Source organism: Blautia sp. BCRC 81119 (assembly GCF_003184505.1).
Taxonomy (GTDB): domain Bacteria; phylum Bacillota; class Clostridia; order Lachnospirales; family Lachnospiraceae; genus Blautia_A; species Blautia_A fusiformis.
In genome coordinates this window covers 59,837-76,355 of sequence record NZ_QJHD01000020.1, presented here as the reverse complement: position 1 = coordinate 76,355, position 16,519 = coordinate 59,837, and the positions used below count along the sequence as shown (strand labels likewise).

Annotated in this window: 17 protein-coding genes, 1 riboswitch and 1 other annotated feature; of the genes, 7 read left to right on the top strand and 10 right to left on the bottom strand. The window is 44.9% G+C overall.

What is annotated here, in order from left to right; all coding sequences use genetic code 11:
- Positions 1 to 45: 45 nt before the first annotated feature.
- The 4 genes from alaS to DMI82_RS12710 form a co-directional block, all read right to left on the bottom strand.
- Positions 46 to 2,688 carry an alanine--tRNA ligase gene (gene alaS, locus DMI82_RS12725; protein ID WP_110103527.1) on the bottom strand — a complete coding sequence of 881 codons (2,643 nt, stop codon included), beginning with the start codon at positions 2,686 to 2,688 and terminating at the stop codon, positions 46 to 48.
- A gap of 86 nt (positions 2,689 to 2,774) precedes the next feature.
- Positions 2,775 to 4,001, bottom strand: a complete 1,227-nt coding sequence (tyrS, locus tag DMI82_RS12720; RefSeq protein WP_015524942.1) for a tyrosine--tRNA ligase — start codon at positions 3,999 to 4,001, stop codon at positions 2,775 to 2,777.
- 48 nt (positions 4,002 to 4,049) lie between these two features.
- Positions 4,050 to 4,370: a binding site (T-box leader), on the bottom strand.
- 194 nt (positions 4,371 to 4,564) lie between these two features.
- Positions 4,565 to 5,053, bottom strand: a complete 489-nt coding sequence (rnhA, locus tag DMI82_RS12715; protein ID WP_022426546.1) for a ribonuclease HI — start codon at positions 5,051 to 5,053, stop codon at positions 4,565 to 4,567.
- Positions 5,054 to 5,130: 77 nt separating this feature from the next.
- Positions 5,131 to 6,399, bottom strand: a complete 1,269-nt coding sequence (locus DMI82_RS12710) for a cell wall hydrolase (RefSeq protein WP_022426547.1) — start codon at positions 6,397 to 6,399, stop codon at positions 5,131 to 5,133.
- Positions 6,400 to 6,573: 174 nt separating this feature from the next.
- Between DMI82_RS12710 and DMI82_RS12705 the strand changes: the two genes are divergently transcribed.
- Entirely contained in the window at positions 6,574 to 6,873 is a 300-nt protein-coding gene (locus tag DMI82_RS12705; RefSeq protein WP_015524939.1) for a hypothetical protein, read from the top strand.
- A gap of 19 nt (positions 6,874 to 6,892) precedes the next feature.
- Here DMI82_RS12705 and DMI82_RS20470 read toward each other — a convergent pair whose 3' ends face one another.
- On the bottom strand, positions 6,893 to 7,027 hold the full coding sequence (locus DMI82_RS20470) for a hypothetical protein (protein ID WP_022426548.1): 135 nt from the start codon (positions 7,025 to 7,027) through the stop codon (positions 6,893 to 6,895).
- A gap of 106 nt (positions 7,028 to 7,133) precedes the next feature.
- Here DMI82_RS20470 and DMI82_RS12700 point away from each other — a divergent pair, with 106 nt between their 5' ends.
- From DMI82_RS12700 to folK, 6 genes are all read left to right on the top strand, one after another.
- The gene (locus DMI82_RS12700; RefSeq protein ID WP_022426549.1) at positions 7,134 to 7,490 is read left to right on the top strand and encodes a hypothetical protein; all 357 of its coding nucleotides are present in this window, start codon (positions 7,134 to 7,136) and stop codon (positions 7,488 to 7,490) included.
- Positions 7,487 to 7,762, top strand: a complete 276-nt coding sequence (locus DMI82_RS12695) for a hypothetical protein (RefSeq protein ID WP_015524936.1) — start codon at positions 7,487 to 7,489, stop codon at positions 7,760 to 7,762. The genes DMI82_RS12700 and DMI82_RS12695 overlap by 4 nt, the downstream gene beginning before the upstream one ends.
- A 219-nt stretch (positions 7,763 to 7,981) precedes the next feature.
- Positions 7,982 to 8,078, top strand: a riboswitch (THF riboswitch).
- A 144-nt stretch (positions 8,079 to 8,222) separates the two neighbouring features.
- Positions 8,223 to 8,780 carry a GTP cyclohydrolase I FolE gene (folE, locus tag DMI82_RS12690; protein ID WP_015524935.1) on the top strand — a complete coding sequence of 186 codons (558 nt, stop codon included), beginning with the start codon at positions 8,223 to 8,225 and terminating at the stop codon, positions 8,778 to 8,780.
- Complete coding sequence (locus DMI82_RS12685; protein WP_021651470.1) at positions 8,780 to 9,256, top strand: HD domain-containing protein; 477 nt, start codon at positions 8,780 to 8,782, stop codon at positions 9,254 to 9,256. The genes folE and DMI82_RS12685 overlap by 1 nt, the downstream gene beginning before the upstream one ends.
- Before the next feature lie 11 nt (positions 9,257 to 9,267).
- Positions 9,268 to 10,074: a dihydropteroate synthase gene (gene folP, locus DMI82_RS12680; protein ID WP_015524933.1), complete on the top strand. Its 807-nt coding sequence runs from the start codon at positions 9,268 to 9,270 to the stop codon at positions 10,072 to 10,074.
- A 9-nt stretch (positions 10,075 to 10,083) separates the two neighbouring features.
- A complete protein-coding gene (gene folK, locus DMI82_RS12675) occupies positions 10,084 to 10,914 on the top strand; it encodes a 2-amino-4-hydroxy-6-hydroxymethyldihydropteridine diphosphokinase (protein ID WP_092070551.1) in 831 nt (276 codons plus the stop codon).
- 114 nt (positions 10,915 to 11,028) lie between these two features.
- On the opposite strand, the gene putP is transcribed toward folK, so the two are convergent.
- The 5 genes from putP to DMI82_RS12650 all read right to left on the bottom strand — a co-directional run bounded on the left by putP (position 11,029) and on the right by DMI82_RS12650 (position 16,484).
- Positions 11,029 to 12,561 carry a sodium/proline symporter PutP gene (gene putP / locus DMI82_RS12670; protein WP_110103526.1) on the bottom strand — a complete coding sequence of 511 codons (1,533 nt, stop codon included), beginning with the start codon at positions 12,559 to 12,561 and terminating at the stop codon, positions 11,029 to 11,031.
- 219 nt (positions 12,562 to 12,780) lie between these two features.
- Positions 12,781 to 12,978 (bottom strand): hypothetical protein, encoded by a 198-nt coding sequence (locus tag DMI82_RS12665; RefSeq protein WP_146207159.1) that lies wholly within the window; start codon positions 12,976 to 12,978, stop codon positions 12,781 to 12,783.
- Positions 12,979 to 13,157: 179 nt separating this feature from the next.
- Positions 13,158 to 14,123, bottom strand: a complete 966-nt coding sequence (locus tag DMI82_RS12660; RefSeq protein ID WP_110103524.1) for an ABC transporter ATP-binding protein — start codon at positions 14,121 to 14,123, stop codon at positions 13,158 to 13,160.
- Positions 14,116 to 14,901, bottom strand: a complete 786-nt coding sequence (locus DMI82_RS12655; RefSeq protein ID WP_059085714.1) for an ABC transporter ATP-binding protein — start codon at positions 14,899 to 14,901, stop codon at positions 14,116 to 14,118. The genes DMI82_RS12660 and DMI82_RS12655 overlap by 8 nt, the downstream gene beginning before the upstream one ends.
- 14 nt (positions 14,902 to 14,915) lie before the next feature.
- Positions 14,916 to 16,484: an ABC transporter substrate-binding protein gene (locus DMI82_RS12650; RefSeq protein WP_059085713.1), complete on the bottom strand. Its 1,569-nt coding sequence runs from the start codon at positions 16,482 to 16,484 to the stop codon at positions 14,916 to 14,918.
- Positions 16,485 to 16,519 lie beyond the last annotated feature (35 nt).

The window sequence follows — 16,519 nt, the reverse complement described above, 5'->3', positions numbered from 1 at the left end:
TTTTTATGAAAAAAATGTCAAAACTGTAAATCACGCACAACTTTGTTATTTTGTGAGCTGTTTTTCAAGGATTCCTGCTGCTGCATCCATAGCTTCCTGAGCCTTTTCCGGATTCTTTCCGCCGGCCTGTGCCATGTTCGGACGTCCGCCGCCGCCACCGCCAACGATTGCTGCCACTGCTTTGATCAGGTTTCCTGCATGAGCGCCTGCTTTCTGAGCTGCATCCGTTGCCATTGCAAGAAGATTAACCTTGCCGTCGTTTACTGCTGTAAGAAGGACAACACCTTCGCCAAGCTGCTCTTTCAGTTTATCACCCAGGTCTCTGAGACCGTTCATGTCAACGCCCTCAACTTTGGCTGCAAGGAGTTTTACGCCGTTTACTTCAACGACTTTATCCATGACATCACCAAGTGCACTCTGGGCAGCTTTGCTCTTGAGGGATTCATTTTCGCTCTGAAGAGCCTTTACCTCAGCCTGCAGGTGGCTGATCTTTTCTACAACCTCGGCTGTATTGGACTTTAATGCTTTTGCAGCCTCATGGAGAAGCTCTTCCTGCTTTCTGTAGTATTCGATAACTGCTTTGCCGGTAAGTGCCTCAATACGGCGTACACCAGCTGCGATACCGGATTCGGAAACGATCTTAAAGAGCAAGATGGAGCTTGTATTCTTTACATGAGTACCACCACAGAGCTCTTTGGAAAAGTCTCCCATGGATACTACACGTACCTTTTGGTCATATTTCTCACCAAAGAGAGCCATTGCTCCGGATTTCTTTGCTTCTTCTACATCCATGACATCGGTATGGACATCAAGACCTGCCAGGATCTCTTTGTTTACAAGATCTTCTGTTGCCTGGATCTCTTCTGCTGTCATTGCCTGGAAATGAGCAAAGTCAAAACGAAGTCTGTCCGGAGTTACCAGAGAACCCTTCTGCTCTACGTGGGAACCAAGAACAGTTTTCAGTGCTTTCTGAAGAAGATGTGTTGCACTGTGGTTTTTCTCGGTATCTTTTCTTGCTTCTTCGTTTACCTTCAGGGATACTTTCTCACCTGAGGAAATCATACCGGATTCCATATGTCCTACATGACCGAATTTGCCACCGCGGAGTTTGATGGTGTCCTCAACAACAAATTTACCGTTTGCAGTCTCGATCACACCGGTATCACCTTCCTGTCCACCCATTGTTGCATAGAAAGGAGTCTGCTCTACAAATACGGTACCCTTCTGTCCCTCCGTGAGAGAATCTACGATCTCTGTTTCTGTGGTAAGGACAGTAACCTTGGAATCAAAGGTAAGATGATCGTAGCCGACGAATTCTGTTGTTACGTTTACATCGATATCATCGTATACGGTTGCGTCTGCCCCCATATAGTTGGTTACTTCACGGGCAGTACGTGCCTTGACTCTCTGCTCTTCCATTGCCTTCTGGAAGCCTTCCTCGTCAATGCCGTAGCCTTTCTCCTCAAGAATCTCTTTTGTAAGGTCAAGAGGGAATCCGTACGTATCATAAAGCTTGAATGCGTTGTCACCGGAAAGGGTCTTTTCACCTGCTTTTTTCATATCCTCTTCCATGTCGGAAAGGATGCGAAGTCCCTGATCGATAGTTTTGTTGAACTGATTCTCCTCATTTGTGAGTACACGGAAGATGAACTCTTTCTTCTCCTCAAGCTCCGGATATCCGGCTTTGGAGCTCTCAATTACCTGTGCACTTAATTTGGCAAGGAAAGTCCCCTCAATACCGAGAAGACGTCCATGACGTGCTGCACGGCGGATCAGACGGCGGAGAACATATCCACGTCCCTCATTGGTGGGCATGATTCCATCGGAGATCATAAATGTTGCGGAACGGATATGGTCAGTGATCAGACGGATGGAAACATCATCTGCATAGTTTTTCTCATATTCTTTATGTGCGATCTCACATACAAGATTACGAAGTGCACAAATTGTATCTACATCAAAAATAGAATCTACATCCTGAACAACTACAGCAAGACGCTCAAGTCCCATACCGGTATCGATGTTTTTCTGTTTCAGGGTTGTGTAATTTCCGTTTCCATCGTTCTCGAACTGTGTGAAAACGTTGTTCCATACTTCCATGTAACGGTCGCAGTCGCAGCCTACCGTGCATCCGGGTTTGCCGCAGCCGTATTTCTCTCCGCGGTCATAATAGATCTCAGAACATGGACCACACGGACCTGCTCCATGCTCCCAGAAATTATCTTCTTTTCCGAAACGGAAAATACGTTCAGACGGAATCCCTACCTCTTTGTTCCAGATATCGAAGGCTTCATCATCATCCTGGTAAATGGATGGGTAGAGACGGTCTGCATCAAGTCCTACAACCTCTGTAAGAAACTCCCAGGACCAGTGGATGGCTTCTCTCTTGAAGTAATCACCAAAAGAAAAGTTACCAAGCATTTCAAAGAAAGTACCGTGACGTGCGGTTTTACCTACGTTCTCGATATCTCCGGTACGGATACATTTCTGGCAGGTTGTCACTCTTGTTCTTGGCGGCTTCTCAGCACCTGTAAAATATGGCTTCAGCGGAGCCATACCTGCGTTGATCAGCAGAAGACTCTTATCTCCCTGAGGAACCAGGGAAAAGCTTTTCATTACAAGATGGCCCTTGCTTTCCATAAAGTCAAGGAACATCTTACGAAGTTCGTTCACTCCGTACTTTTTCATGTTGTTATCCTCCTTGTGTCAACCCTACCTGTCAGCATTTCCGGAATGCGGTAGTTTTATCCCGGAAATGTCACAGATATGGGAAATTATTTTACACAGATTTTTTTGAATTTTTTCTTGCCTCGTTTCAGAACGATCCCGTCCCCTGCAAAAGCATCCTTCTCAACCGTGTGGTAAATGTCGGTGAGCTTCTCACCATCGATGGATACACCACCCTGCTGGATCGCACGGCGACCCTCGGAACGGCTTGGTACCAGCTCTGCTTTTACAAGAAGTGTGATCAGGTCGATTTTTCCTTCCTCGTCAAAATCTTCCTCTGAAAGCTCTGTTGTAGGCATATGAGAAGTATCTGCACCTGAGAACAGTGCGCGGGCACCCTCCTGTGCTTTCTTGGCTTCCTCCTCACCGTGTACAAGCTCTGTCAGCTGGTATGCAAGGATCTCCTTGGCTTTGTTCAGCTCGCTGCCTTCCCATTTGGCCATCTCGTCGATCTCCTCAAGAGGAAGGAAGGTAAGAAGACGCATACATTTGATAACGTCAGCATCGTCTACATTTCTCCAGTACTGGTAGAAATCGAACGGGGATGTCTTATTCGGATCAAGCCATACAGCTCCGGACTGTGTTTTTCCCATTTTTTTGCCCTCAGAATTGAGAAGCAGTGTGATGGTCATGGCATAGGCATCCTTGCCAAGCTTACGGCGGATCAGCTCAGTACCGCCAAGCATATTGCTCCACTGGTCATCGCCACCGAACTGCATGTTGCAGCCATATTTCTGGTACAGCATGTAGAAGTCGTAGCTCTGCATGATCATGTAGTTAAATTCCAGGAAGCTTAAGCCTCGCTCCATACGCTGTTTGTAGCACTCTGCTGTCAGCATACGGTTTACGGAAAAGTGAGCGCCTACCTCACGGAGAAGCTCTACATAGTTAAGGTTCATAAGCCAGTCAGCATTGTTTACCATAAGAGCTTTTCCATCAGAGAAATCGATGAAACGGCTCATCTGCTGCTTGAAGCAGTCAATATTGTGCTGGATGGTTTCTTTTGTCAGCATCTGGCGCATATCGGTCCTTCCGGACGGGTCACCGATCATTCCTGTTCCGCCGCCGAGAAGGGCGATCGGACGGTTTCCTGCCATCTGCAGTCTCTTCATCAGGCAAAGAGCCATGAAGTGACCTACATGAAGGCTGTCTGCTGTAGGGTCAAAGCCAATATAGAATGTGGCTTTCCCGTTATTTACCATCTCTTTGATCTCGTCTTCGTCTGTAACCTGTGCGATCAGGCCACGTGCTTTCAGTTCTTCCCAAACTGTCATTGTTCTTTCCTCCTGTATAGTCATATAAAAAATGCCCGGTTCCTGTCCGTTTAGGACGAGAACCGGGTCCCGCGTTACCACCTAAATTTACAGAAAACTCGCATTTCCTGCCTCATAAAGTGAATCTACATCCCGTTATATCCATATATATCAAGATATAAAACCACTTCAGCACAATAACGGGTGCCATTCCGTCGCAGCCTATCTATAATACGCTATTATTATAAAGTTTATAATTTACAGTATCAAGTCCCGATTCGGTGCGCAGCTCCGGGATGTATTCACAAAAGTTCTACCCTGCGCCTCTCACCTGCCGGCTGCTCTCTGTGGGGTTTTCCTCAAGCTACTTTTTCCCTTCCAAGCCTTTTACTATACTATATGAAGTATACAAACTGCTTTTTTGTTTGTCAAGAAATTTTAATATTGCTTTGACAACTTAAAGTGGCAGAATGTTACTTTTTACTCTGTTCTCAGTAACACGCTTCGCGATGCACAGAATTTACGCAGATCGCATAAATTCGCGCGGTATGTTTCGGGTTTTCTGTGAGTGATAAGTGGAACTTTTATTTCTGTAAGCCATTTATTCCTTCATCTACGTAAAGGTCATTGCCGTCTGCCGCTGATGTGGCAAGCTGATCACACCGTTCATTTAACGGATTATCTGCATGTCCCTTAACCCAGTGGAAGCTTACCTGATGCTGCTCCTTGGCCTTTAAAAGGCGTTTCCAGAGATCTACGTTCTTCACATCTTCGTTTTTTCCACGTTTCCAGTTTTTCTTCAGCCAGGAATCGATCCAGTGCTGATTAAAAGCATCTACCAGATATTTGGAATCGGAATACAGATCCACCTGGCAGGGGCGGTTCAGTGTTTCCAGTGCTACGATGGCTGCCATCAGTTCCATCCGGTTGTTTGTGGTTTTTTTGTAGCCTCTGGACAGTTCACGTTCATGTAACTGGCCTTTGGTATCGATGTACTGAAGAACTGCTCCGTAGCCTCCCGGTCCATCCGGATTTCCCCGGGCTGCACCATCCGTATAGATTTTTACCTGCATATTTGCTTCTCCTTAAATTTTCAATTTTATGTCCATACGCCTGTTTGTTCAAAGTTTACTGCCGGAGACTATGTTGCTTATACCCAGTCTACAAAAAATGTATGGCCTTTATAAGTTTCATATTTCACTTTGCTGAAATTCAGATTCTGGTTCCAGAAATAGCTGGTCATCATGAAATACATATAATTAAAATCTTTCTGTTTAAATCCGCTGAGTGTTCTGGCTTTGCCGGAAGTGACATGTTTATTGAAAATAGTCATTGCTTCTCTTGCAGCCTGATAAGCAAGAGTACGATTTTCAAACTGACCATTGAGACGTTTGAGAAGGGCCCCGTTCCGCACTACAGAATACTGTGGGGTTGTGCTGCTTCCGATATTCTCATAGATCACACCTCGTATCGTAGATGGAAATTCCTTGTCTGATTTGATCGTACGATTCAGAACACAAAGTGCTACTGCTTCCATTCCGATCTTGCCCTGATCGCCTGCCTCCGATTCGCAAAGTGCGGCCAGCAGTGCTTCATCGGATGTCTTGCCGTTGGCTATTCCAGGATGGCTCTTATATTCTTTTACCATAGTGTAATATCTGCTGTTTTTGGTATCGTAAACTTTGACATCTCCATTGCTGACATTTAGATTTGGTTTGGTAGTCTTCGCAGTGGCCACTCCGTCTGCTGCGATGGAGTATGTAATTCCATTCACTGTCACGGAGGTACTTACTGCCATGACACCGTTGGATTTAAAATAATAGTTCTTCTGATTGATCGTCTTCAGACCAGTATACATATAACCGGTACTGGTGGCAAAATAGTAGCTGATATTTTTGGATTTGTTTTTTACCCATTTGGTTGCCATATAACCGGAAGTTTTGTAAAAATAACGTTTCTGCCCTTTGCTGTTGGTGAGCCAGCCGGTTGCCATAATGCCTCCGCCTTTTGTGAAATAACGTTTCCTTCCCTTGCTGCAGTTTACCCAGCCTGTGGTAAGCTTACCTGTTTTGGGATTGAAATAGCGCTTATGGCCTTTGGAATCTGTCATCCAGCCGGTTGCCATAACACCCTTGCCTTTTGTAAAATAGTAGGTATATTTGCCATTGACCTTCATCCAGCCCTTTACCTGTACTCCGGTCTTTGTGTTAAAGTAGTACTTGTATCCGCCCAGGGTCATCCAGCCTTTCTGCTTGCTCCCATCACTTTTTATGTAGTATGTTTTTCCATCGATAGTTTTAAAGCCTGCAGTGGCAGCCTGTACCTCTTTTGCAGAAGCAGAAAAAACTGTGCTTCCCACGATCAGCAGCATGGCAAGCATCAGACCCTTCAGCCATTTTTTTGTTCTGAAACTCTTCATAATTTTCCCCATTTCCTGTTTTAGATATAAAAGCTAGTTTGTCTCAAAAATTACAAAAATGTTACATTTCGTTTATTATATCGTAATGAATAAACACTGTCAACTTTTTTGTAACTGTGGACGGACTCCTGCCATATGATGAAGTGTAAATAAAATTTGCTGGAGGACTTATCGATGAGTGACTTAGCGGCTACCAATTGTGGATGTGATTGCGGATGTGGTTGTGATTCCGGATGTAGCACAGGATGTGGATGTAACAATAACTGTGGCTGTAATAATGGCTGCGGAAATTCCCTGTTTGGAAACGGTGGAAACAGCTGCTCCTGTATCCTTTGGATCATCTGTCTGATGTGTTGCTGTGGAAACAACAGTGGCTGTGGCTGTAATAACAACGGCTGCAACGACAGCTGTTGGATCATCATCCTTCTTCTGCTTTTGTGCGGAAATGGATGCGGCTGCAACAATTGCTGCTGATCTTTTGAAAAGGCAGAGGTTATTTCCTCTGCCTTTTCTGCTGCCGTTTTTTTGCTTCCTCCTGTTTCTGTTTTTTCTCTTCCAGACATTTCAGATCTATTTCATAAAAAGAATTTCCATCAATGACAAGTTCCTGTTTTTTTTCAGATTCCATAATCACATTCCTTTGAAAAATTTCTTCTATATATAATATGACCAGAGAAGGTTTCTGTCATATTTCTTTCTGCAAATTCATAGATTTCAGGAAAAAGGATTTTTTTATGGAACAGGAGCCTATCGCACGTACTGCTCTGGATGAAATGGTGGAAAGTGACCAGGATCAGATGCTGAAAGCCATGATCCCGTACCTTCCTTCTTCCGGGCAGCGGTTTTTATCTGTGTATACGAAAGTCCGGGAACTTCGGAATACCATGTCGCTTTTTCAAAGCAGCCGTAGAACAGCCGATCTGCAGGCTACCGGTTTTTCCGGCACCGATCCTCTGGAAATGCTGCAGGATATCCGTAAGTGCTGTGGCGGAGAAAATCGCCGTCAGATCGATCATATCACCAGTCTTATGGCTACGATCCAGATGCTTCAGATCATGAATGAAGATTCGTCAGGAGGTGAGAATCCATGAGTGATGACTGGAAAAATAATCCCCGGCTTTCCGGAATGGACCCTCAGAAGCTTTCCATGCTTCAGGGTCTGGCAGATCAGGGATTGGGGAAAAATCCGTCCGAACTTCTGCCTTTTATCATGGGCGCAGCTTCTAAAGGAAAAAATGCGGGCTTAAATTTCAGCTCTGATGAGATCTCCACTATCATAGAAGTTCTGAAAATGGGGAAAAGTCCGGCAGAGGCAGCTAAGCTTGACAGAATTGTGAATCTGATGAAAATGATACGTCATTAACAGCTCTGTGATCCCGGAACAGCGGTTTTCTGTTCCGGGATTTTCTACTTTGTAATTCTTTTTATATTTGTCGGAATATAATCTGCAAAAATCTGACATATCCATAGATTCTATCGCATAATTCATAGAACATATTCCCTATTTTTGTGATATTTTTTTATCATTTTCCCTTTCTTCTTATATCAGTATATGGTATACTTGTCCGTGAAATGAATGATATGCAAAATAGGATTTTATGCGTCAAGTGTTTGGCGAATGGGGAGTTGTCGCCAGAACGAAAAGTACGTCTTACGGTATGAAATCCGCACCCGTTGCAGCAATATAAGAGAATATCTCATATTGTGTAGGGCTTTTTCGACATACGTTCTATTACAATTGGAGATATCTTTTTTTATGCGCAAAAATAAAAGAGACAGTCTCCGAAAAACGTGATTTTTTTAACAAATGGAGGTTGTTATTTATGGTAGACAAAGCAAAAGTTGAAGAGGCGATCAAGCTTCTTCTCGAGGGAATCGGCGAGGATGTAAACAGAGAGGGACTGCAGGGAACTCCGGAACGTATCGCCCGCATGTGCGAGGAAATTTATGGCGGACTTGATAATGAAGCGGATGAACATCTTCAGAAACAGTTTCATGTAGAGAACAATGAAATGGTTCTGGAAAAGGATATTACCTTTTATTCCATGTGTGAACATCATCTTATGCCCTTTTACGGAAAAGCTCATATCGCATATATCCCAAATGGCAAGGTTACCGGCTTAAGCAAGCTGGCCCGTACCGTTGATGTGTATGCAAGAAGACCGCAAATCCAGGAACGTCTGACTGTGCAGATCGCAGATGCGCTGGAACGTGTTCTCGCTCCTAAGGGAATCATGGTTATGCTGGAAGCGGAGCATACCTGCATGACCATGCGTGGGATCAAAAAGCCGGGAAGCAAAACGGTTACGACTGTTACCAGAGGTGAATTTAAAGAAAATATGGAGCTTCAGAAACAGTTCCTTGCTATGGTCAAGGACTGATGGACAGAGTGAATCAGATCTGGAATCATCCGCTCTATCAGAATGAGCTTAATAAGCTTCAGCTTCTGGAGACTGACCGTGAATTCTGCAGACATACACCGGAGCATTTTTTGGATGTGGCACGCCTTGCCTATATCCGGGCACTTGAGGAAAATGCTCCTGTTTCAAAGGAACTGATCTACTGTACTGCCCTTCTTCACGATATCGGACGGGCCAGACAGTATGAAGATGGCACTCCTCATGATGAGGCCGGTGCTGCTATCGCAGGACAGATCTTAAACGAGCTTGGATTTTCTATGGAAGAAATGGAAGCAATCATTGCGGCAATACGTGGTCACAGAGCTCAGACGGATCCGACAGTTCTTGGAAAACTGCTCTATACTGCGGACAAAAGCTCCAGAAACTGTTTTTCCTGTAAAGCAGAGCCGGAATGTTACTGGTCTCCTGCTAAAAAAAATATGACGATCCAATATTAGGAGGTTTTTCCATGAAAATCGGAAATCGTGAGTTTGATGTAAAAAACAAAACATATATTATGGGTATCCTAAATGTCACACCGGATTCTTTCTCAGATGGCGGAAAATGGAACGATATGGATCATGCCCTGAAACATACAGAAGCTATGATCGCCGAAGGTGCTGATATTCTTGATATCGGTGGGGAATCCACACGTCCGGGACATACACCGGTTGATGCACAGGAGGAGATCGAGCGTATTCTTCCTGTTATCGAAGCAGTAAAAGGGCGTTTTGATATCCCCATCTCTGTAGATACCTATAAGGGATGTGTTGCGGAAGAAGCCCTGAAACACGGAGCAGATCTTATCAATGACATCTGGGGACTGAAATATGATCCTGAAATGGCTCCTGTCATTGCCAGATATCAAGCTCCCTGCTGTTTGATGCATAACAAAGATAATACTGAATACAATAATTTTATTGTGGATATGCTGGCAGAAACCCAGGAATGTGTCAATATTGCCAAACGTGCCGGTATTGCCGATGATAAGATCATCCTTGATCCTGGTGTCGGATTTGGTAAAACATATGAGATGAACCTGATGACCATGGATAATCTGGAGCTTTTCCGGAAGCTGGGATATCCGGTGCTTCTTGGTACCTCCAGAAAATCCATGATCGGACTTGCCCTTGATCTTCCTGTAGATCAGCGTGTAGAGGGAACTCTTGCCACATCGGTGATCGGTGTTATGAAGGGTTGTGCATTTGTCCGTGTTCATGACATCAAAGAAAATAAACGCGTCATCCAGATGACAGAAGCTATTCTGGGACGTTAGGAGGAACTGATGGATAAAATCGAAATCAGAGATCTTGAGATTTTTGCAAACCATGGCGTGTTTCCGGAAGAAACAGCTCTCGGACAGAAATTTGTTGTTTCTGCTGTTATGTATACAGAAACACGTCCGGCAGGGCTGACAGATGATCTTTCTGCTTCCATCAATTATGGAGAAGTCAGTCATATGATCACCGATTTTCTTCAGAAAAATACTTATAAACTTCTGGAGGCTGCTGTGGAGAATCTGGCAGAGACGCTGCTGCTTTCACTCCCTCTTCTTAAAAAGATCACCCTCCGTATTGAAAAGCCCTGGGCTCCGGTAGGCCTTCCGCTGAAAACCGTTGCTGTGGAAATTACCCGAGGCTGGCATACGGCTTATATTGCTTTTGGTTCCAATATGGGGGATAAGAAGAAATACCTGGACAATGCGATCCAGGGTCTTCGGGATATGAAAGAGATTGTTGTTGAAAAGGTTTCCGAGTATCTTGTAACGGAGCCTTACGGGGATGTGGAGCAGGATGAGTTTCTCAACGGAGCCTTAAGAGTCCGGACGCTGCTTTCTCCGGAGGAGCTTCTTGACAGGCTGCATGTGCTGGAACAGGCTGCGGACCGGAAAAGGATCATTCACTGGGGACCAAGGACACTGGATCTGGATATTCTGTTTTACGATAATGAGATCATTGATACAGTGGAACTACATGTGCCTCATATTGATATGGAAAACAGGGATTTTGTTTTGAAGCCTATGGTGGAGATTGCACCGTATCTTCGGCATCCGGTGTTGAATTTAACAATGGAGCAGTTGTTAAAAAAGCTTGAGGGAAAAACTTTGGCGGTGTGACTTTATTTATTAAATAATAAAAAGATAACAAGCCCGATACAGATATCTTTACTACAATCTGTATCGGGCTTGTTTTGTATCAGTGTGAATTATTGACTATTATCGAAAAATATTTTATTTCTGGTTTACCAGGTCGAATTCGTCGGTGATCTCTTTGGATGGTGCCTTGGTAATGAGGCTGACGATGATGTTTGCTGCAATAGCCACCAGGAATGCGGGAAGAAGTTCATAGATTCCCCAGGCGCCGCCGAGCGTGCTGATTCCGTATTTCCAGATAAATACCATGGAACCGCCGCAGATCATTCCTGCCAGGGCTCCCTGCCAGTTGGAACGTCTCCAGAATAATGCCAGAAGTACCACCGGGCCGAATACGGCTCCGAAGCCTGCCCAGGCAAAGGATACGATAGTAAACACAGAGCTGTTCGGGTCGCGGGCAATAAACATGGCTACTACTGCGATGAGAAGAAGCGTGATCTTATCGGCTACCATGCTTTCTTTTTTTGTTTCTTTATCCTTCAGGATACTTCCGAGAAGGTCGGAAGAAACTGCTGAGGATGCTGCCAGGAGCTGAGAATCTGCAGTTGACATGGTGGATGCCAGGATTCCTGCAAGGATGAGTCCTGCAAGGATTGCTGCAATTACACCATGTTTACTGAGAAGATCTGCGATCTGAACGATAATTGTCTCAGATGCGGAGCCTTCCAGAAGGTCAAACTCTCCTGCTGCTGTCATTCCAAGTCCTACCACACCGATCAGTACTGCTACTGCCAGTGAGATCACTACCCATGTAGTTGCTACTCTTCTGGAAAGTGTAAGCTTCTCTTCGTCTTCGATCGCCATGAAACGAAGAAGAATATGCGGCATTCCGAAATATCCAAGTCCCCATGCAAGCATGGAAATGATATTAAGCAGTGGATATGCCTGTTCTGTTCCGGTTGTTGGATCATATGTAGTAAACATAGTCAGATATCCGGGCAGTGATCTTGCATGGTCTGCAACTGCTTCAATACCACCTGCTGTGCTGATCCCGAATACAAATACGATCACAAGAGCGATGGACATGATGATACTCTGGATAAAGTCCGTGGTAGATGCTGCCAGGAATCCTCCCAGTGTGGTGTATCCAACGATGACCAGTGCACTGATGATCATAGCTGGCAGATATTTTACACCGAAGAGACTTGCAAAAAGTTTACCACAGGCTGCAAATCCGGAAGCTGTATACGGAATAAAAAAGATCACGATAAAAATCGCTCCGATAGACTGCAGGATCTTTTTCTCATCTCTGTAACGATTACTGAAAAAGGATGGCAATGTAATGGAATTTCCTGCCACATGTGTGTAGCGGCGGATTCTTTTTGCCACGATCCTCCAGTTTACGTAAGTTCCGATCGCAAGGCCAATGGCTGTCCAGCCTGCATCTGCAATACCGGTAAGATAAGCAAGTCCCGGCAGGCCCATCAGAAGCCAGCTGCTCATGTCAGAAGCCTCTGCACTCATAGCTGTGACAAGTGGTCCAAGCTTTCGTCCTCCAAGATAGAAATCAGAACTGTCATTATTGTTCTTGGAGCAAAGATAACCTACAAAGATCATTGCACCCAGATAGACGATAATGGCTGCCATTATACAAATATGTGCTGTTGTCATTGTTTCTCTCCCTTCCATGTTTCTGCTTTAAAATCACAAAACATGAGGGATTTTGCTTATGCATCCCCATGCTTTCTGCTTTTAAACCAGTTTTACACATATTTATAGATTTTATTATATTAACTTTAGAAAGTAAAGAGGATTTTTCGTTTTTTTACATAAAAAAGTATTTTATATGAAGAAAAAGGGCTGAACCATATAAGGCGGCCCAGCTCTTTTTCAAAATCTCTGTTTATTTTTTTCCATACGCCTCTGCACATCTTCCACTGTATATGCAAGCTTCTCAACATCCTCGGAATAAGTCAGCCCATCCTTCTCAGCCAGAGCTTTCAGAACACCGATCGTTTTCTGAAGATGCATGTAGTTTCCTACGGAGGAACCACCTGTCAGCGCGATGTATTCTCTGTAATAATTCATGAACATGTTCATTTCCGGGCTGTCTTGATTATATACTACAACACCTATTGTATATTGGATATCTCCGTCTTCGACAGCAGCAGAAACTTTTTTCCGCCAACTGTAAAAACGGCAAGCAGCAACAACAGAATGCCCAGTACTTTAAAGTTTTTAAAAATCATACTGTTTTGTGCATTTCTTTATTTTTCCGTTACATAATGGCAGGCTACTTCATGTCCGGACTCTACTTCTGTGAGCACAGGACGGATCGTCCTGCATTTCTCCATGCAGTGTTCGCAACGATTCTGGAATGGACAGCCATGAGGAACATCCAGAGGGCTGGGGGCCTCACTTTCGATGCTCTCGATCTTTTTGTTCTGATCCATATGAATGGAAAACTGTGCCCCCAGAAGAGCCTGTGTATATGGATGAAGAGACTTTTCCGTAACATCCTCTCCCGGGATTACCTCCACGATATTCCCGAGGTACATGACAGCAATCTGATGGGCAAAGGAACGGATCAGAGCCAGGTCATGGCAGATAAAAAGCATGCTGATGTTTTTCTCCTTCTGGAGACGTACCAGAAGCCGGATCACGGACTCCTGTACGGAAACGTCAAGTGCAGAGGTAGCCTCATCGCACACCAGGATCTCCGGTTCCAGGGAAAGTGCCCGGGCAATACTGATACGCTGACGCTGTCCGCCACTCATGTTATGTGGATAGCGGTCTGTAAAATCTTCAGGAAGCTCTACCATTTTCAGAAGTTCTCTAGCCTTGGATTCCTTTTCGCTTCTTTTCAGTTTTCCGTAATTGATCAGGGGTTCTGTGAGAATATCCACGATCTTCATTTTGGGGTCAAAGGACGCCAGCGGATCCTGGAATACCATCTGCATGTTCTGACGGTTCAGCCAGGTTTCTTTTTTGGAAAGATCAGAGAGGTTTTTTCCATGGTAAAGGATCTCTCCGCTGGTCGGCTTGTCAAGAGAAATGACCATGCGGACAAAGGTTGATTTACCGCAGCCACTTTCTCCTACGATTCCCAGAGTTTTTCCTTTATAAACGTTCAGGTTCACATCGTTGCAGGCTGTTAAAGTTCTGCCGCCGGAAGCCGGGAACTGTTTTACGATATGTTTTGCACTGAGTACGATATCGGATTCATTAAACATAACGCTGTCCCTCCATTTCCGGCACTGCAGCCAGCAGTTTCTTTGTATAGTCACTGGTCGGATGCTCCATGACCTCATCTCGTGTTCCCTGATCCACAACTTTTCCGTTCTGCATAACAACAAGCTGATCAGCCATATAGGCTGCTACGCCAATGTTATGGGTAACAATGATGATACCGGTTCCGAAATCATCACGGAGCTCCATCATCTGGCGTACGATCTGTGCCTGTGTGGTAACATCCAGCGCACTGGTCGGCTCATCTGCAAGAAGCAGCTCCGGGTTAAAAGTCATGGCCATGGCAATACCAACTCGCTGGCGCATACCACCGGAAAGCTGGTGAGGATAACTTTTCATGATATTTTCCGCGTCAGGAAGACGCATTTTCTGAAGCATGGAGCATCCCTTCTTCCATGCTTCTGCTTTGGATATATCCGTATGTGTACAGATATATTCCACATACTGACTTCCAATCTTACGGATAGGGTTCAGGGTTCCGCCGCAGTCCTGGAAGATCATGGAAATGCGGGTACCCCTTAAATTTCTCCATTCATCCTTTGTATTGGAAAGCAGAGAATGTCCGTGAAACTGAATATCTCCGGTGCTGACCCGGCCACCTCCGGCAAGTGCGCCGAGGACAGCACGGATCACGGTTGTTTTTCCACTTCCACTCTCGCCTACCACACTGATGATCTCCCCCTTCTTCATGGAAAGGTTGAAATGTTCAATGGTAGGTGCCTGTTTTCCGTACTGAACGGAAAGATCCTTGATCTCAAGCATAAATAAGCGCTCCTTTACTCGGCAAGAGTGATATCCTTTGTCAGCCAGTAGTAATCCATCGGATACATCTTAACACCTGTTACCTTTTTGTTGGAGAAGAGGTAGGTTGTCTCATAACCAAAGAATACAGTTGCAGCATCATCCATGATATCCTGCTGAATATCGATGATGAGATCTTTTCTCTTGTCCTCATCAAATGTCTGCGCAAGCTCGTCAAGAAGCTTGTCAACCTCCGGGTTATTGTATCCTGCAGTATTGTTTGCAGAGGAGCTGTACCAGTTCTCTCTTAAGTAGTTCTCAGGGTCTCCAGTGTTTGCTACCAGCACGTTCCAGATCAGAAGGTCATACTGACCGGAATCTCTCATGTCAAGAAGTGTCTCATAACTTACTGTGTTCAGGTTTACGTTGATACCGATCTCCTTCAGACTGGCCTGTGCTGCCTGTGCGTATACACCAAGCTCGGCACGGCTTGTGTAGATAACAAAATCAAGAACAAGAGGATCTCCGTCAGGAGTTTCTACAAATCCGTCACCGTCAACATCTTTGTATCCGGCCTCATCAAGGATCTTCTTTGCGCTGTCCGGATCATAGGAATTCTCATCCTTCAGATCATCGAATCCAAAGTCAAGTGTTGGAGGAACCGGTGCTTTACCAGCTGTTGCACCACCCTCGAGAAGAGTGTTGCAGTATGTTTCCTTGTCAAGACCACGAAGAAGTGCCTGGCGAAGAGCCTTATCGCTGAGTGCATGATCCTCGTTCTGGTTCATGAATGCATAGGTGGAACGAAGAGACTGAAGCTCCTGGATGTCGTAATTGTCATTTCCCTCAAACTCAACCAGGTTCTCTGTTTTCAGGTTGTAAGCGATATCGATCTCACCTGTCTGAAGAGCCATGGAACGTGTTGTCTGGTCATCCACACATTTCAGTGTAACTTTATCAAGGGGAACTTCTCCATCCCAGTAGTTCTCATTTTTTACTACGATACAGGAATCCGTCGGGCTGAAAGATTCTACTGCGTAAGGTCCTGTACAGATCGGTCCTTCCATGGCAAATGTAGAATCATCTACATTTGTATCTACGATCAGAAACAGCGGGTCTGCAAGGCATCCGGCCATGTTTGCATTTGCTCTGTTCAGATGGAAGATCAGGTTCTGTCCGTCAACTTCGAGGCTGTCGAGATCAAAGAATTCCGGAACACGGTCACTCTTTTCAGCGGTACGTTCGATGGAGGCTTTTACCATCTCCGGTGTCATATCGTCACCGTTGGAGAATTTTACGCCCTCACGGATCTTGAAGGTCCATGTTTTTCCATCGTCACTGTTTTCCCACTCTTCCGCAAGACATGGAACGATCTCACCGTTCTCATCGAATTTTGTAAGACACTCGCCGATCGCATAACGGGATACAACCCAGCTGAAATACTGCTCTGTCGGCTCCAGTGTATCTGCAAAGCTTGTTACTCCGATGGTGATTTCCTTATCACTTTTTTTGTCACCCTTTGCCTGAGCCACTGTTGTCATGGAAAAAGTCATCATACATGCAAGTGTAGCAGCCAGCACTTTTTTAACTACATTATTTCTCATTTCATCCTCCTAAAGATAATATACTGATCATATGG

What these genes read in the sequence shown, in the direction of transcription:
- alaS (WP_110103527.1), bottom strand. Translation starts at nt 2,688, where the DNA reads ATGAAAAAGTACGGAGTGAACGAACTTCGTAAGATGTTCCTTGACTTT.
- tyrS (WP_015524942.1), bottom strand. Translation starts at nt 4,001, where the DNA reads ATGACAGTTTGGGAAGAACTGAAAGCACGTGGCCTGATCGCACAGGTT.
- rnhA (WP_022426546.1), bottom strand. Translation starts at nt 5,053, where the DNA reads ATGCAGGTAAAAATCTATACGGATGGTGCAGCCCGGGGAAATCCGGAT.
- DMI82_RS12710 (WP_022426547.1), bottom strand. Translation starts at nt 6,399, where the DNA reads ATGAAGAGTTTCAGAACAAAAAAATGGCTGAAGGGTCTGATGCTTGCC.
- DMI82_RS12705 (WP_015524939.1), top strand. Translation starts at nt 6,574, where the DNA reads ATGAGTGACTTAGCGGCTACCAATTGTGGATGTGATTGCGGATGTGGT.
- DMI82_RS20470 (WP_022426548.1), bottom strand. Translation starts at nt 7,027, where the DNA reads ATGGAATCTGAAAAAAAACAGGAACTTGTCATTGATGGAAATTCTTTT.
- DMI82_RS12700 (WP_022426549.1), top strand. Translation starts at nt 7,134, where the DNA reads ATGGAACAGGAGCCTATCGCACGTACTGCTCTGGATGAAATGGTGGAA.
- DMI82_RS12695 (WP_015524936.1), top strand. Translation starts at nt 7,487, where the DNA reads ATGAGTGATGACTGGAAAAATAATCCCCGGCTTTCCGGAATGGACCCT.
- folE (WP_015524935.1), top strand. Translation starts at nt 8,223, where the DNA reads ATGGTAGACAAAGCAAAAGTTGAAGAGGCGATCAAGCTTCTTCTCGAG.
- DMI82_RS12685 (WP_021651470.1), top strand. Translation starts at nt 8,780, where the DNA reads ATGGACAGAGTGAATCAGATCTGGAATCATCCGCTCTATCAGAATGAG.
- folP (WP_015524933.1), top strand. Translation starts at nt 9,268, where the DNA reads ATGAAAATCGGAAATCGTGAGTTTGATGTAAAAAACAAAACATATATT.
- folK (WP_092070551.1), top strand. Translation starts at nt 10,084, where the DNA reads ATGGATAAAATCGAAATCAGAGATCTTGAGATTTTTGCAAACCATGGC.
- putP (WP_110103526.1), bottom strand. Translation starts at nt 12,561, where the DNA reads ATGACAACAGCACATATTTGTATAATGGCAGCCATTATCGTCTATCTG.
- DMI82_RS12665 (WP_146207159.1), bottom strand. Translation starts at nt 12,978, where the DNA reads ATGAATTATTACAGAGAATACATCGCGCTGACAGGTGGTTCCTCCGTA.
- DMI82_RS12660 (WP_110103524.1), bottom strand. Translation starts at nt 14,123, where the DNA reads ATGTTTAATGAATCCGATATCGTACTCAGTGCAAAACATATCGTAAAA.
- DMI82_RS12655 (WP_059085714.1), bottom strand. Translation starts at nt 14,901, where the DNA reads ATGCTTGAGATCAAGGATCTTTCCGTTCAGTACGGAAAACAGGCACCT.
- DMI82_RS12650 (WP_059085713.1), bottom strand. Translation starts at nt 16,484, where the DNA reads ATGAGAAATAATGTAGTTAAAAAAGTGCTGGCTGCTACACTTGCATGT.